This is a genomic window from Paenibacillus sp. NRS-1760 (assembly GCF_050467785.1).
Lineage (GTDB): Bacteria > Bacillota > Bacilli > Paenibacillales > Paenibacillaceae > Pristimantibacillus.
Map to the genome: position 1 here is coordinate 36,465 of NZ_JBITPK010000013.1, position 16,857 is coordinate 53,321.

Consider the following 16,857-nt stretch of genomic DNA (forward strand, 5'->3'; position numbering starts at 1 on the left):
ATGAGAGAGACAGCCATGATGCTGTCTCTCTCGATTTCCATAAAAGGATGGGGTCCATTCATGAAAAATAGGTGGCTGTTATTAAGCTTAGTGATTTCTCTAGCCATAGCGGTTTTTGTACCAAATCAAGCAGGAGCATCGCCGTTGCCTTCTTATTCTTTAATCCCTTCGACACTATCGATTCAAGCTGGCAGTGAGTTCACGGTTAGAGTCGAAGGCAGTAAAATCGTGGATCTTTACGGCTATGAAGTAAACCTAACATACGATTCAACCCGCCTGCAGCTACAGGGAACCATAGATCGGGTTGGCGGTTTTGCTATCGATCCTATCGTTCATCCGGATCGAATCCAATTTGCGGGCACGAAGATTGGTCCTGTACAGGGTGAAAATGGAACATTCACGTTGTGTGAATTTAAATTTAAGGCGATTGCAACCGGTACAGCTGCCATTTCCTTAGCGTCTGTCAAAGAGATTAATAGTCAATTGTTATCTGCCGTACAATCCCCCACAACTGGATTAAGCATTCAGATAAGCTCTAATTCTGATGCTAGCGGCAGTGAAGGCGTTCAGGGGAATACGAACATCAATGGTTCAACTCCAGTGAAAATAATCGATCATATTGCTGTAGTGAACGTCGATTCCAATCAAAATTCCGTTTCTGTTCTAAATAGTAAAATTGGGAGCCTGCCGCTTAAGGTACAATCGCCACTTCTGACGATCAATATTAAGCCGGAAGTTATTCAAGCTTTGAGGGACCAATTGGGGAATGTGAAGGATTCCTTGTTGAAGGTTAAATTCATTCCAATTGTAGATGAGACAAGAATTGCGGAATCGATGCTGCAGCGTCACCATGCTAACGTGAAAATCGTCGGACAGATTTATGATATTAGCATTGTACTTGTTTCCCCTGATGGGCGCAAAGTAGTAGCGGATCAAGTGGGGTCTGGCGTAGAGCTTGTTTTCTCTTACTTGGACAAAGAAATTGATAGAGAGCTTCTAGGTGTGTATTATTTCAACGAGGCAGCTAGTAGTTGGGATTATGTGGGCGGTACCCTCGACGCTCTAACAGGCAGGGTAGCTGTATCGCTTGATCATTTGAGCAAATATGTTTTGCTGGAGTATAACAAAACCTTCAAGGACATTCCTGCTGCTCACTGGGCATCCCGAACGATACAGATCATGGCGGCAAGGCATATCGTTAACGGTGTAACGAATGCTGAATTCAAGCCAAACGCATTCACGACAAGAGCCGAATTCACTTCATTATTAGTTCGAGCACTTGGAATGAAATCACAAGGCGCAGCTGTTGCTTCTTCAGCATTTACCGACGTTGCAGCTGGGGCCTGGTATGCGGGCGACGTGGAAATGGCTTACGAAGCGGGATTAATTAACGGAATTTCTAAAGAGAAATTCGTCCCCAATGCAAAGATTACACGCGAACAGATGGCCGCCCTTATCCTAAGAGCATTCGAATGGAAAACCAAGCAAGCTATTCAATCAGTGAATGAGCTGGAAGGCTATCATGATGCTGAGGAAGTTTCTGAATGGGCAGCCAAAGAAGTCGAAATGGCAATAGCCGCGGGTTTGATGAGAGGTAAACCAGGAGATGTGTTTGATCCAAAGGCGAATTCGCTTCGAGTGGAAACGGCCCAGGCAATGATGAATCTCTTGAACCAAATATCCATACTTGAAGGACTATAAATGTAATGTCAGACCATTAAGATCGAAAATCGGATTCGATATAATAAACTTGTTCATCTTTACGATCAGGAGGAGATACGGTGAAGCTAAGTTTTCAGGAATATAAAAGTAAGTTGGAAGGCTGTTGGTTAGGGAAAAATATTGGGGGGACGCTGGGAGCTCCTTTTGAATGTAAACGCGGTGTTTTCGATGTTTCGTTTTATACTCAGGAGCTGTATGGGGAGCCTTTGCCAAATGATGATTTGGATTTGCAGCTAATCTGGTTGAATGCCGCAGAAAAATATGGAAGCGCTTTGAATGCCCAAATATTAGGTGAGTATTGGATTTCTTATATCTCTCCTAATATGGGGGAGTATGGAGCAGGCAAAAACAACTTGCGTGCAGGAATCGTGCCTCCATTATCGGGTTACAATCATAATCTATACCGCGACAGCAACGGTGCGTTCATACGTTCCGAGATTTGGGCCTGCCTGGCACCCGGGCATCCGGAAATTGCCGTTAAATACGCCTATGAGGATGCCATCGTAGATCACAGCCATGAAGGGGTCTATGCGGAGGTATTCTGCGCAGCAATTGAAAGTGCAGCTTTTGTAGAAAGGGATACTTACCGATTAATAGACATCGGGCTATCCTATATCCCAGAGGATTCCGGAATTGCGAAGGCCGTTCATACAGCTATTCATTCTTATCAAACGGGAGCTACGTGGCAAGAAGCAAGGATAAATGTCTTAACGGCGGTACCTGGAAGCTTTGGACTGCTGAGTACTTCCGCGATACAGCCTCAAGTTGAAGGTGATATTCCAGTAGGGCCCATCGGTTATGATGCTCCTAGCAATGTTGGGATTATGATCATCGGTTGGTTATACGGGGAAGGTGATTTTGAGAAGAGTATTTGCATCGCCACGAATTGTGGAGAAGACGCAGACTGTACAGCTGCCACGATCGGGTCCATTATGGGCATTATTCTTGGCAAAGAAGGGCTTCCTGCGAAATGGCTCGATCCGATTGGCGACTCTATCAAGACCATAACGCTCAATGTATGTGATCAAGGGACACGAATTCCTTCCACGGTAGGAGAGCTGACTGAACGAGTGATGCGCCTTGCTCCTGAATTTCTAGGCACCGAGTTTTGCGATCTGCTTCATGCAGGGGAAGGTTATCTAATCGAAATGAATGAAGGCGATAAGCTGTTAGACCATCCTGTTCATATTAATGCATGGAAAGACAAAAGCTTCAAGGACACGTTAACGCTTAGTCCATTTACGGTGAAATATGATTTTTCTATTTTCAACGCATTCCTGTATTATGGGCAGGAACCAGTGGTGAGTGAAGGGAAGCCTCGTACCTTTAAACTAATGATTGAAAATAATTTGTACATGCAGCAGTTTATTCAGGTGAAATGGCATGTTCCAGCTGATTGGGAAGTAACACCGGGGTCGCATCTGGGCTTTCCTCTAGAGCACTATCATTGCAACATCGGCACAACTGAAATCGAGTTCACCGTAACCGGGCATCACCTCACACAACCGAGATATGACCTCTTAATAGAAGTGACATCTGTCGGCCGCCCTACCAAAGGGATAATCCCTATCGTACTAATGAATAACGGCTATTGATACATGATAGATCATATTGAAAAAAGTAAGCGTTCTCGCTTGCTTTTTTCATGTTTTCGGACACAATATATGTTTTAATGAGCTTAGCAGTTAACCGATAGAAACGAGGTGCAGGATGCACAATATCAGATTCAAATTTTTGAGTATCGGCATGTCCAGGAAGCTTGTCATTATCTTTGTTTTCATGCTGATAATTCCGATTACCATCTCCGCGATCGTTTCTTATAACTATTACAGGAAATCAATTGAACAAAATACGGCTGATTACGTTTCACAAACGTCCTTGGAGGTTCTAAATCGAATAGAGGATTATATTGAAGATATGCGTATGATTACGAAGATTCCGATGTACTCCAGCGAGCTTCAGAGCTATATCGCCTCTCCTGAGAATGGATTAGAGAAGGACAGCCGCATCGATTTTTTTATTCGCTTGATGTCCGATATGAAGAAGGGGACGAATGCGGTCTACATTTTTGATAACTATGGCAATACCTTTTACCGCAATAGTCTGGATGGAAACAATAAGGAGATTGCTACGCACTATGACCGCTTAAAGCAAATTGCAAGGGACCATAGCGGCTCTGCCGTATTAATTAACACGCAAGCAGCCACAACAGCTTCTGGAAAAACGAAATATGTGCTGACGATGGTTCGTGACATTATTGATTTAACGACGTATAAGCCTGTTGGTTTCGTCGCGGTTGAGACGGATTTAAGCGCGGTAGAAGCTTATTTCAAACACCTGGATCAGATTACGGGCGGTAAAACAACGATTGTCGATAATGAAAATAACGTTATTTTTGATAGCGCTTACGAGAATATATCGAGTTCATGGACAGATCTGGAAAGTATAGAAAAATCACAACAGGATTCGGGTAATTTCCATATTAATCAGAAAGGCGAGCAATATTATGCTATTTATCTAACCTCTCAGAAGCTGGGTTGGAAAGTATATGTGTACGTGAAAACAAAGGAATTGTTCAGCAAAGCGACGAAGGTTCGTAATTCCACGCTAATTATTACCTCCGCGATTTTACTCGTTACCTTGATCAGCTCCGTATTCATTTCCTTGGCGGTTACCAAACCGCTGCGGGCATTAACTCGGTTGATGAAAAAGGTGCAGGAAGGGGATTTTACTGTCAGCTTCCCTGTCCGATTCTCGGACGAGGTTGGTATATTGGGACTTCATTTTAATCGGATGATCAAACGGATCGATGAATTAATTAAAGATGTACAAGCAGCCTCTTATCGCAAGCAGGAGGCGGAGATGGAAGCGCTGCAAGCGCAGATCAACCCTCATTTTATCTATAATACCTTAGAGACTTTAAGGATGAAGGCACTGCTTAATGAGGATAGAGAGGTGTCTCAAATGTCCTTATTCCTCGGGAAGCTGCTGAGGTACAGCATTATTCAAGGACGAGAAATTGTCACTGTAAAACAGGAAATCGAGCATCTGACGAACTATATCAAGCTTCAAAACTACCGTTTTGAAAATCGTTTTCACTTGCAGAATCATATTGATAGCAAGCTTGAAAACTATTCGATGATCAAGCTTGTCTTTCAGCCTATCGTTGAGAATGCTATATTCCATGGCCTGGAGAGTAGATCGGGACAAGGAACCATTATCATTTCATCCAAGGTGGAAGGTGATGTTTGTTACTTCACCTTTGAAGACGATGGTATTGGCATGTCGCCCGAGTTGGTAAGCCAATTGAACAACCGTATTCAGTTAGGCAATGCGAATGAGAGCGGAAATAGGGTTACGGGTAGTGGAATCGGACTAAAAAATGTGAATGAACGTATAAAGCTTCACTTCGGGGCCAAGTACGGCTTGTTTGTTTACAGTGAGCTAGGGAAAGGTGCAATGGTACAATTGAAGCTTCCTTTTATCGAGAGTTGAATCTATTGGAGTAATGTTTTCATCTAGAAAGGGGAGAGCAGTATGCTGAATATTGCAATTGTGGATGATGAGGCAGCCATTTTAAAAGGAATGACCAAGCTTATAGGTGAAATGAATGCAAACTATCATGTAGAAGCTGCCTACAACAACGGCCAAGAAGCAATAAATGCGATAAATGCTATGCATCCGGGAAAGATCGATCTGCTTATTACTGATATCAAAATGCCATTTATGGATGGTTTGGAGCTCATTCAGGAAATTAAGATCCATCATCCGGATTTGTCATGTCTTATTATTAGCGGCTTCTCGGATTTCGATTATGCAAGGACAGCCATGCGCTACGGTGTAATTGATTATCTCCTAAAGCCGGTTGATCCTGATGAGCTCGATGAGAAGCTGTCTGCTGTTCTTCAGGCCAAGCAGCCGCCAATTAAAGCGGCAGCAGTAAATGGTGATGAGAAGAAGGCGATTAGGGTCGTTAAAAGCTGGATAACGGATCATTATCATTTGGATTTGGACATGGTCGCTATCGCAGAACTCGTACATTTGAACCCGAATTATTTATCTCGCTTATTTAAGCTGGAGACGGGGGAAAGCCTTACTGGATATTTAATTGATGTCCGGATGCTGAAAGCGAAACAGCTTCTTATGGAGCAGACTGAACTAAAGGTATATGAAGTAGCTGAACAAATTGGATATCAGGATTCAACGTATTTTACTAAGCTATTCAAAAAAATGAACGGCTATACGCCGTTGGAATATCGGAATAAGTGCTGAGCTGTAAAAGCGTAATCGTAACTATGGAAATGTAATTACAGACCATTAAGGTCGTGGAAGTGCTATGATACAATTTCATTTGTAAGCGATATCATCCGGCCGAATGGTTCAGCTGCAATAAGACAAATAGGGGGATTTTTATGAAAAAAAAATCTATGAGCAGTTTATTAGCAGTCGTTCTTTCTATGTCGTTGTTATCCGCTTGTGGTGGAAATAATACAAGCAATAACAAAGGGCAATCAGAGGAGAGCACACCTCCAGCCGAGTCTGCAGCAGCATCGGAAACGCCGTCAACTAGTGAGATTAAAGGAAAGATTACTTTTGCAATCAACCGCACGGATGTAGATGAGAAGCTCAAAGAATATGCGGACAAATTCCATGAGAAATATCCAGAAGCAGAAGTAGTGATCGAACCTATCAAGGATTATGAAGGTACTCTCAAAATCAGGCTAGCTTCCAATGAGGCACCGGATGTCATGTACATGAATGCGATTATTACGCCAACGACTGACTTATGGCCGGAGTTTTATGCCCCTATTGACGACCTTGGTTACGAAGGGAAAACATACCTGCCGTTATCTGAATATGAAGGAAAAGCGTATGCAGTAAGTGAGGGGGTATACGTGACAGGGGTTTTATACAATAAGAAAACATTTGCTGCAGCCGGTATTGACGCCGCTCCTAAAACCTATGACGAGCTGCTAGCTGCATTGGAAAAACTAAAAGCCAAAGGGATTCTTCCGATGGGAAGCATGCTGAAAAGCAATTGGCCGCTTGGCACATGGGAGACAGTAGCCTTTGCAAATACAGCGGATTCCAATGCGATGTTTGAGCAAATGGTTAACGAGGATGCCCCGTATAATCAAGAAAGTCCATTAGTAAAAGGATTTAATTTTGTAAGGGATTTAGTCGATAAAGGGTACTTTGAGAAAGATCTACTTTCCAGCGATTGGGATATTCTGAGAAAGCAGATGGCTTCTGGTAAAGTGGGAATGCTTTATTTGGCTAACTACGGATTGGCAGCTCTAGAGGGTACTCCAGCAGAAGATATTGGGTTTTTCCCGTTGCCTATTGATAATTCTGGAGCGCCCGTCACTATGATGACTCCAGGCTGGAATGTAGTCATTAATAAGAAAAGCAAAAATATGGAGACAGCCAAAGCTTTCTACAAATTTTGGATAGAGGAGTCGGGTTATCAGGACTATACAGGCATGATTCCTGCGCTTAAAGATATGAAATCGAATAATGGCCCGCTTGCCGAATTCCTTGCTAACGGGCCGCGCATCGTTACTGTATTGCCTCCGCCGGATCGTTACAACCAAATTTTGAACAAATCACAAATTACGAATCCAACGATTCTACAAGAAGTGATGTTGAACAAGGACAGCAATATTCAGCCTATATTGGATAAATACAATAAAAAATGGGCAGATGCAAGAAAATAATAATGGGATTATTGGAGAGCAGGGGCTTTGCAATACGCAATCAACTGTTCTCCAAATAAGCCAGAAAGGCTGCTGAATATGGCTATTCTATCGTTACGAATGCAGAAGATTATTATTCTGTGGTCGTTTCTGATTATTCCATTGCTGCTGCTAGGTGTATTCACATATTACCCTGCATTCAGTTTAATTACGATAAGTTTTACGAATTGGAATGGTATTTCATCAATAAAAACAGGAGTAGGTTTAGATAACTATATTCGAGTGTTTAGTGATCCCAAGTATTTCGAAATCTTTAGCCATAACCTAATCTACTTTTTTGTAGGCTTTGTGCAAATCGGGTTATCTCTTTACTTCGCTGTCATTCTAAACAGTAAGCTTCGTGGAAGAAATATCTTTCGTGCGATCCTGTTCTCGCCATATATCATTAATAGCGTGGCCATCGCTTTCATGTTTACCTTTCTGTTGAACAATGAAGTCGGTGCCCTAAACGTCGTGTTGAAGGAGATCGGTCTTGGGTCTTTATCGATGAACTGGCTGAGTGATCCGAAGATTATCAACTATTCGCTGGCTTTTATGTCAACGTGGAAGTACATGGGTTTTATGATGGTTATCATTATAGGAGCGCTTCAATCGATTCCGAATGATATTTATGAAGCCGCGAGCATAGACGGAGCAAACGGATTTCAGGCGTTCCGGTTCATTACATTGCCTAGCTTAAGAAGAATTTTGGAATTATGCTTTTTTCTTAACCTGAATGGAGCTTTAGCTGCCTTTGAATTTCCGTTTGTCATTTTCCCATCTGGTTCGCCGCTTGGTATGAGTGATACTTTTGTAACGAATACGCTTCTGACCTCTTTCCGTTACAGTGATTTCGGTCTAGCTTCGGCAATGGGCGTTCTGTTAATGATTATTACCATCATTTTAGTTCTTGCTCAAAGATGGTTGCTCTTCGGGAGGGATGAGAAATGATTCGTACGCTTAAATATATCAGTCTTTTTATTGCTGCATTGTGCATCCTGTTTCCGCCCTATATCGTGCTTGTTGCGGCGTTCAAGACTCCGACAGAGTTCGCCTTATCAGCCGGGTATGCACTTCCAGGCAGCTTCTTTAATTTTGATAATTTTGCAAATGTTTTGCAAAAGGGTAACTTCCTGCGCTCGTACTTTAATATTTCGTATATTATCATTCTTTCTTTAGCTGGAAATATCTTATTAGGCACGATGGTAGCTTATGCACTGGGTAGATTTCAGTTCAAATTAAGGTCATTAATTCTTGGGGCATATGCTGGTGCGCTTGTCATACCCGGAATCACAACTCAGGTAGCGACCTTCGGAATTATTAAAAATTTGGGTTTGTTTAATACTCACTATTCCATGGTGCTTCTATCACTCGGCGCAGATGTTGTGCAAATCTATATTTATTTGCAATTTATTAAAAATATCCCTTATGAACTGGATGAGAGCGCTTATTTAGAAGGAGCATCCTTGTTCCGAATTTATCGTTCAATTATATTTCCACTCCTGACGCCAGCAACAGCGACCATTATGATTTTGCGCACGATCAGTATTTATAATGATCTATATTCACCGTATTTGTATATGCCTTCGCAGAGTCTAGGTGTTGTTACCACGGAACTGATGAGGTTCTCGAATAGCTATGGCTCGTCTTGGACGATGCAGTCGGCGGCTATTATTCTCGTAGCGATTCCGATGGTTGTGTTTTATTTAGTTCTTCAGAAATATATTTTTTCAGGTGTAGTAAACGGAGCCGTGAAATAAGAAAGGGAAATGATTATGAAAACTAGAATGCTAACCAAATATGCGAATAATCCAATTATGTCACCCGCACAAATGCCGCAAGAAGTGTTGTACACGTTTAATCCGGGGGCAATTAAATTTAAAGATGAATACATCATGATGATGGACGTGACGACTTTGGATGACATTCATCGCATTTGGATTGCCAGAAGCCATGATGGGTATAAGTTTACTCCAGACCCTGAGCCAGTCAATTGGCCTGTTCCCGATCCGGACCATCCAGAAACCTGTACGTATGATCCGAGGATTACACAAATAAGCGAGAACGAATTTATTATTTTATATGCCAGTGATTTATCGCAAAATGATGTGAGAATCGGTATATTGCGAACTTCCGACTTTGCCCGTTTTGAACGTGTTTGTACGGGAAGCGAGCTTGGTAATCGGAACGGCGTGTTATTTCCCGAGAAGCGGGATAATCTTTACGTACGTTTCGATCGTCCTTTCGGAAATGAATTGAACCCCTCTTATATGTGGGTCAGCTATTCTCCCGATCTTGTATTTTGGGGAAAAAGCAAACCACTTGTCTATGAAGGCAAGCCATTCCGGGACGGATACAAGATGGGAGCAGGCGCTGTTCCAATCAAGACTGACAAGGGCTGGCTTGAGATTTACCATACCGTATCGCAAACTTGTAATGGATTTATTTACCGGCTAAAAGCTTGTTTGCTCGATCTTGAAGATCCTTCCTGCGTCATTGGCTATACGAGGGACTATATATTATGGCCTGAGCATGACTATGAAATGAAAGGTAGGGTGGCGAACGTCGTATTTACTTGCAATGCGATCGTTGAGGAAGATGGTATGGTCAAGATTTACTACGGCGCAGCGGATACGAATATTGGACTCGCAGAGGGGCGACTCGATGAAATTATCTCAGCCTGCGTTTAATTTGGAGGCTCAATTGCATCCCTATATAGCAGCCGCCAATCATCCAATAGGAGCCATCATCATTTGCCCTGGCGGTGCTTATGAGGGATTAGCAGAATACGAGGGTGAGCCAATAGCCCATTGGCTCAATACACTAGGTATTTCCGCTTTTGTTCTGGAATACCGCGTGTCACCACATAAGCATCCGGCTTCATTATATGATGTGCAGCAAGCCATCCGACATGTTCGCGAACAAGCCGGGAGTTGGAATATAGATCCTAATCGTGTAGGTGTGCTCGGTTTCTCGGCAGGTGGACATCTAGCATCAATGGCAGCCACTCAGTTTGATTTGCGATTACCTTGCGATGACGAAGCTGTTGCACAGACAAGTTGTCGTCCGGATTTGATTATTGCTTGCTATCCCGTAATCAGCTTTGGCGAATATCGTAATGATCCTTCAATGATTAATCTTCTCGGAGCTAGTCCCGATGAAGCGTTGAAGAGGCATTTATCCTCTGAATTGCAGGTCACAAGCCAGACTCCGCCAGCATTTCTATGGCATACAGCTGACGACCAGGCTGTTCCCGTAGAGAATAGCTTGTTGTTTGCGCTCGCGCTCAGTAAACATAAGATTCCATTTGATTTGCATATTTACGAGAGTGGCCCGCACGGAATGGGATTAGCGACTAAGAATGACCATGTTGGAGCATGGAAATCTTCATGCGTTGAGTGGTTGAAGATTAGGAAGTTCATTCCATCAGCTTAAATGAAAACATAATAATAATAATAATAATAGCTGCCAAAGTCAGGAGACGAATTCGTATGTTTAAGAGAGTGAACAAAATTCCTTACGATCAGGTGTCTATCAATGATGCTTTCTGGTCTGAGAGAATGACCAGTATGCGTGAGCATACACTGCCGCATTTATGGGACAAATTTAGGGAAGACGGTTTTTTTCGAAACTTTGACAGAGCTTCTGGCAGCTTGAAGAGTGCTTATGAAGGGGCGATCTTCAACGATGGCATATTTTATACGATGCTGGAAGGTGCGTGCTGGATCTATAAGGAGTGTCAGTCTCCTGATGTTCTAGCTCTGATAGACGAAGTTGTTGACAAAATTATCGCCATGCAGCAACCGGACGGTTATTTGAATTCTTATATCATAACGGTTGCTCCGGAACAGCGATGGAGCGATCTGCTATTCGGACATGAGCTTTACACGGCGGGCACTTTTTTCGAAGCGTCCGTTGCACACTTTGAAGCAACCGGCAGTAAAAAATTGTTAACAGCGGCTTGTCGGTTTGCGGATTTAATTGATGCGATCTTTGGCGTAGATAAACGTCTTGTTTATGAAGGGCACGAAGAGATAGAGCTTGGCCTAATCAAATTATTCGAGCTTACAGGCGAACGAAGATATAAGCAGCTGGCGGAGTTCTTTATTGAGATGAGAGGCAATCCTGAAGCTGAAGAGCAAATGTATAACGGTTGGTCGGCACTTGAAGGCGTTCCTCGTGAAAGAGGAGCCCTTCCCTTCAGAGAGTACGGAATAGCCAAGTATATGCAGGCACATTTGCCTGTTAAAGAACAAGATACGATTGAAGGTCATGCGGTGAGAGCAGCCTATTTGTATGCTGCGGTAACGGATATTGCCGGAATGAACAATGACGCGGAGTATGCGGAAGCTTTGCATCGCTTGTGGTCGAATATGGTGAATAAGAGAATGTACATTACAGGCGGTATTGGGGATAACGTATGGCGGTGGGAAGGGTTCTCGACAGATTATAACTTGCCGAATGACGAAGCTTACTGTGAAACTTGCGCTTCTATCGGCTTGGTGTTCTGGAGCAGCCGAATGAATTTCCTGTTTGCGGATGCGCAGTATGCGGATGTATTGGAGAGGGTTCTTTATAATGCGCTTTTGGCAGGAATATCTTTGGATGGAAAAGCATTTTTTTATACGAATCCACTCGAGAACGAAGGAAGTCATCGACGCCAGCCTACATTTAGCTGTGCATGCTGTCCGCCTAATTTGACAAGGTTTATTCCTAAGATCGGTGAGTACATTTACGGAATTAAAGATAACGATTGTTATGTGAATTTGTATATCGGCAGTGAGATGAAACTAAACATCGAAGGAAATACTGTAAAACTGAAGCAGGAGACACAATATCCTTGGAATGGAATGACAAAGCTTACTATAAATCCTGAGGCCCCAACGTCATTTACTTTAAAGCTACGGATACCGAGCTGGTGTGATCAAGCGGCAATTCGGGTGAATGGCTATTCGATTCCTCTATGTACTAATAAAGGCTACGCAAAAATTGATCGGCAATGGCAAGAAGGGGACATCATCGAACTTATGCTTGAGATGAAGGTCAAACAGGTGGAATCACACCCCAATGTGGAGAGCAACCGTGAGAAAACGGCATTGGTGCGAGGGCCGCTTGTGTATTGCTTAGAGGGGGCTGACCATGGTCATGATGTAAGAGATCTGGCTTTGACTCGAAATTCTGAGTTTAGCGTGGAACATGTTTCCGATTTTCTCGGCGGGGTGACTGTCATAAAAGGATCTGGAAGTGTTATAAGAAAAGCAGAATCCACGCATAGGGAGCAATTCTGGCAGACGCGGTTGTATGCAGACATTCAGAGCTGCGAATGGCAGGAGGAAGCGGTGGACATTAAAGCCATACCTTACTATGCATGGGCTAATCGTGAGCCGGGAAGCATGGCAGTTTGGATTAATGATACGCTGAAATGGACGAAAGTCGGTAGAACGGAGTCAAAACAATGACTTCATTAGAGTCAATTAACCTGCTGTTGTCTATAACCACTAGCTTAAATTAAAGTGCTTTATGAATGATCCACATTAAACCTTGGAATCAGCCGAGATTTAATGTGGATTTTTACTATGAAATGGTGTAGTAGGAACGGAGATAGATATTTCTTTAGTTATGGATAGTGAACAAGGTTTTTCCATATGCGAAATAAAATGCAGCTAACCTCATAGGGAGGAAAGCTGCATTTTTCTGTTTAACTATGAGTGGTGTTTGTATCTTGTGGAGTTGCGATACGTAACTGATCATAAAAGCGTAGTGCTGTAGGCTAGTGATCGTGACGAGCCTCTCCATGACGGTAGGTTTTCCAGCCCATATACTTGCCAAACGCTTCCTCCATAGAATCAGCAACGCTTGACATACTGGATGATACATGGTGTTCAAAGCCATTTTCGCAAATATAACGAAGCAGCTTCTGGAATTTCGGTACTTGGACAACGCCGTATCCTCCGAACGTCAGCAGTGGATCACGCGTAAATTTCCCTTCGCCCGTATAGGCTGCAATACCGCCGTTTAAGTCATCGGTTGCAATGCCGCAGTACGTGAAGGTACTTGCTTTAATTCGCCCTTGGATCGTACCAAGCGTATTTTCCCTGCCGACCGTGCCTGATAGAATCTCGTGGTAATCCATATGAATTTCCTCGAAGACTTCCTTAGGCAAATTACTGCAGTGGAATACAACGCCTTTGTTTGGATCTTCCCCATAATTGTTGTTCCAGTCCAGCAGTGCGCTAGGTCTGCCTGATGCTTGCTGAAGCGCATACATACCGACAAGACCTGTAATGTCTACTTCGCAAGCACTTGGAATCAGGCTGCTGCTCAGCATGCTCATGATGGTACAAGGCACGACACCGAAATATTCTTCCATGGAAGTCCAGCATTGCAGAGCTGCTCCCGATAGGTCGTTATCGTCAATCCATTCCTCAACGACAACACCGAGAGTCGCCATACGAACCAAATTAGACTGTGGAAATCCCTTCACATCGACATAAGCTGCGATTTCTTCTAGTTTACGTTTCACTGCGGGATCATTTTCTTTGCGTTTGCCTGCTCGTCCGAATACTTCAGATAGATCCAATGTCTCAATTGTAATACCAGAACGTTCTAGCAGCTTCTCGCTATAACGGACGGTATTGAAAGAGGCTGGCCGGGCACCAATAGAACCAAGGCGAGCATTGCGAAGCGATTGGACTACACGGCAGGTAGCTGCGAAGCGGCGCAAATCGATTCGAAAGCTATCGCTACCCGGAGCTACGGTATGTAGAGTTGTCAATGTGAACGGAATGCCGTACTGCTTCAGGTTATTGCAGACCGACATTTTACCACAGAAACTGTCGCGTCGATCTTGGATGCCCATTAAAGTAATATTGTCACTGAAGGCATGGACGAGGATGGGTACGTTCAGACCCGAGTAACGGATCGTGTTCGCAACAGCCTTCTCATCACCAAAGTTAGGTAATGTGATGAGAATACCATCGATTTGGTCGCGGTTAGCTTTAAATAAATTCCCGCAAACTTTGGCATCCTCCAAGGTCATAACCGCACCGTTCTTGGTTTCATTAATGTCCAAAATGACGACATCGATGCCTTCTTCTTCCAGCACGCGCAGTATCTCCACACGTCCTGTGTCACAGAGGTGACCAGGGAAAAATCCGCGATTGCCTACAATAACCCCAAGCTTCGTTCGTTTTATTTCTTTCCGTGCCATCGCTTGTATCCTCCTATAGGGGTAGCCCCAATATTATTGGTTATTCGTTGTTTGTTTGTTTGTTTGTTTGTCTGCCGGCCCTTCCCATATGCCTTCTTGTTCTCTCCAATACCAACCTTTTAAAGGTCTACCGATAGGAAGCCGCTCCCAGCCCGAACTGATTCTGTTTTGAATTGTTTCCCATGGCTGGATGCCGCCTGTCGCACCAAGGTGTTCTACGCTGTAGGCTCCGACTGCAACGGATCCGATCATCGTAGCTATGGGTCCAAGCTGAAGGAGAAGACCTTGTATAAAACCGGCAATTGTACAGTCTCCGGCACCTGTCGTGCCTATGACATTTGTACGAAAGCAAGGTGCCCATAGCTCACGATTTCTCCATTGCTCGCGGATGTCCTGGCCCAATTGGCTTGTAAAATGCAACAGGAGCTTTTGGGAACTGCGCAAATATAATCCCGATGCGCCGAGCTTGAGTATGACCATTCCGCAGCCCATTTGGAGAAGTCCCTCTGCAAGTTCCTGAATTGTCTCCTCAGGCACTACCTCGCATAAATCTCCACCTAGCTGAAGGTATTTTTCATACTGGTCACGATTAATCATCATTAACATTTCTTCCAGACTAGGCATGAAAACATCGACATAAGGAAGGCATTTATTCAATATACCAATCCAATCTGCTGATAAAGCATCCGCCCCTTTACCTGGCATCGCCATATCTAGAGAAACAATCATTCCTTTCGCCTTGGCCGTTCGTAGAATGCTGGACAATTGATCGCCACCATCGGCGTACATGCTTTTCATTAATGGGGGATAACCGAAATGAAAATGGCGAGCACCGCTTACTTGGTCCCAATCGATATCATGCTCGGAGAACGTATCGTTTGTTCCAGGGCAGTGCAGGAAGATACGGTCTATTCCTGGTGGGTTGATGACTATCGTATAAGAGCTAGTTTCTCCTGCTACCTGAGTAATGTTGTCAGCAAGTGAGGCATCAATGTCTTTGAGCAGATTAAGGGTCAAGCTTCCGAAAAAATCGTCACTGACTTTTCCGATGAGACGCGCGTTTGTCCCAAGCTGATGTAAGGCAATACCTGTATTCGACACAGCCCCGCCTGTGCAATATTCTGCTTCTCCGACCTCTACGAGAGTGCCTGGTGTCAGATGGCTGTTGCTGGGCATTGCAGAGAGGAACCTAGGTATAATATCTACCGAAATATGTCCGCACACGATGACGTCTACCTTCTCGGTAAACTCCTTATTGCGTGACATATTTCCGCCAGTAAGCAACTGATTCTTGATGGTCAGGAATAATGTCGAATTCAGATGACCATGCTTCGCGATGATAAATTTCAAAAATCAGTTCCGCTTCAGTGGCACCGGATGCTTCCAGGGCTTCAATGACTTTATTCGCGTGAATAATACCTATTTCGTTGTATGCTTTCGTGAATGGCCAATGACGACTGTGTCCAGCCTCTGTTTGCTGGAGGTGAATAATGGGGGATTCGCTTCCCAGTTCTCGGATCCAACGATACGGATCGCGATCGTTCGGATGCGGGGCATGACCGGGATCAAGACAAAGTTTAAAAGGAAGACCAGCTCCATTGTTCAACCTTGCGAGCAGCTCCCTTGTTTCCTCAACGGTATTTGCAAACTCACGTGGAATGGACATCGGCTCGAAGATCATGCAATTCATGCCGAGGTCTCGGCAGAACCAGCTGAGCTCTTGCCAATATTTGATGCCTTCAGCTGTTCTCTCTTCTCTGCGTGCAGGATCATCGTAGTCATTGAAGGTGAGTATACCTGGATGCCCTCCAGTCATTTTGGCTCCCATTCTTGAGGAAATAACAGCAAATTTCTTGAACCAATCCAGCCATGCCTTGCGCTGCTTGGCATCGGGATGCATAAAATGATTGACTCTAGTGAAAGAACTGAGGAAGCTGCTCGTTATCGAAAGCCCATATTTATCTGCGTTCTCAATAATTTGCTCCGTCTGATCTTTAATAATGTCATCAGGGAGGTAGACGTTAAGGAGGTCGGCGACAAATTGGACATATTTAAGTCCCATTTCTTCGGCGACAATTCGTGTCCATACTTTGGGTTCAGGGTACTTGTTATTCGCAAACCCCATATTAATGCCTAGTTTTAAATTAAGAGTCATAAAGAGGTCTCCTTCATTATTAATCTACATTAACG

13 protein-coding genes are annotated in these 16,857 nt (G+C 43.8%); 10 read left to right on the plus strand and 3 right to left on the minus strand.

Annotation, left to right across the window (positions count from 1 at the left end; all coding sequences use genetic code 11):
* Positions 1–60 precede the first annotated feature (60 nt).
* From ACIFSR_RS15830 to ACIFSR_RS15875, 10 genes are all read left to right on the plus strand, one after another.
* Entirely contained in the window at positions 61–1,701 is a 1,641-nt protein-coding gene (locus ACIFSR_RS15830) for an S-layer homology domain-containing protein (protein ID WP_430058190.1), read from the plus strand.
* An 80-nt stretch (positions 1,702–1,781) separates the two neighbouring features.
* Positions 1,782–3,317, plus strand: a complete 1,536-nt coding sequence (locus ACIFSR_RS15835; protein WP_430058193.1) for an ADP-ribosylglycohydrolase family protein — start codon at positions 1,782–1,784, stop codon at positions 3,315–3,317.
* A 115-nt stretch (positions 3,318–3,432) separates the two neighbouring features.
* Complete coding sequence (locus ACIFSR_RS15840; RefSeq protein WP_430058196.1) at positions 3,433–5,217, plus strand: cache domain-containing sensor histidine kinase; 1,785 nt, start codon at positions 3,433–3,435, stop codon at positions 5,215–5,217.
* A gap of 42 nt (positions 5,218–5,259) precedes the next feature.
* On the plus strand, positions 5,260–5,994 hold the full coding sequence (locus ACIFSR_RS15845) for a response regulator transcription factor (RefSeq protein ID WP_430058198.1): 735 nt from the start codon (positions 5,260–5,262) through the stop codon (positions 5,992–5,994).
* A gap of 140 nt (positions 5,995–6,134) precedes the next feature.
* Positions 6,135–7,439 carry an ABC transporter substrate-binding protein gene (locus ACIFSR_RS15850; RefSeq protein WP_430058200.1) on the plus strand — a complete coding sequence of 435 codons (1,305 nt, stop codon included), beginning with the start codon at positions 6,135–6,137 and terminating at the stop codon, positions 7,437–7,439.
* 27 nt (positions 7,440–7,466) lie between these two features.
* Entirely contained in the window at positions 7,467–8,408 is a 942-nt protein-coding gene (locus tag ACIFSR_RS15855) for a carbohydrate ABC transporter permease (protein WP_430058203.1), read from the plus strand.
* Positions 8,405–9,217, plus strand: a complete 813-nt coding sequence (locus ACIFSR_RS15860; RefSeq protein ID WP_430058205.1) for a carbohydrate ABC transporter permease — start codon at positions 8,405–8,407, stop codon at positions 9,215–9,217. The genes ACIFSR_RS15855 and ACIFSR_RS15860 overlap by 4 nt, the downstream gene beginning before the upstream one ends.
* Before the next feature lie 15 nt (positions 9,218–9,232).
* Positions 9,233–10,147, plus strand: coding sequence for a glycoside hydrolase family 130 protein (locus ACIFSR_RS15865; RefSeq protein WP_430058207.1), 915 nt, complete (start codon positions 9,233–9,235; stop codon positions 10,145–10,147).
* On the plus strand, positions 10,122–10,892 hold the full coding sequence (locus ACIFSR_RS15870) for an alpha/beta hydrolase (protein WP_430058210.1): 771 nt from the start codon (positions 10,122–10,124) through the stop codon (positions 10,890–10,892). The genes ACIFSR_RS15865 and ACIFSR_RS15870 overlap by 26 nt, the downstream gene beginning before the upstream one ends.
* Positions 10,893–10,948: 56 nt before the next feature.
* Positions 10,949–12,916, plus strand: coding sequence for a glycoside hydrolase family 127 protein (locus tag ACIFSR_RS15875; RefSeq protein WP_430058212.1), 1,968 nt, complete (start codon positions 10,949–10,951; stop codon positions 12,914–12,916).
* A 311-nt stretch (positions 12,917–13,227) separates the two neighbouring features.
* On the opposite strand, the gene ACIFSR_RS15880 is transcribed toward ACIFSR_RS15875, so the two are convergent.
* Genes ACIFSR_RS15880 through ACIFSR_RS15890 form a run of 3 tightly spaced genes read right to left on the minus strand, consistent with a single transcriptional unit; the run spans position 13,228 to position 16,822 of the window.
* On the minus strand, positions 13,228–14,667 hold the full coding sequence (locus tag ACIFSR_RS15880) for an L-fucose/L-arabinose isomerase family protein (protein ID WP_430058214.1): 1,440 nt from the start codon (positions 14,665–14,667) through the stop codon (positions 13,228–13,230).
* Positions 14,668–14,700: 33 nt separating this feature from the next.
* On the minus strand, positions 14,701–16,017 hold the full coding sequence (locus tag ACIFSR_RS15885) for a carbohydrate kinase family protein (protein ID WP_430058217.1): 1,317 nt from the start codon (positions 16,015–16,017) through the stop codon (positions 14,701–14,703).
* Positions 15,920–16,822: a sugar phosphate isomerase/epimerase family protein gene (locus ACIFSR_RS15890; protein WP_430058219.1), complete on the minus strand. Its 903-nt coding sequence runs from the start codon at positions 16,820–16,822 to the stop codon at positions 15,920–15,922. The genes ACIFSR_RS15885 and ACIFSR_RS15890 overlap by 98 nt, the downstream gene beginning before the upstream one ends.
* Positions 16,823–16,857: the final 35 nt, after the last annotated feature.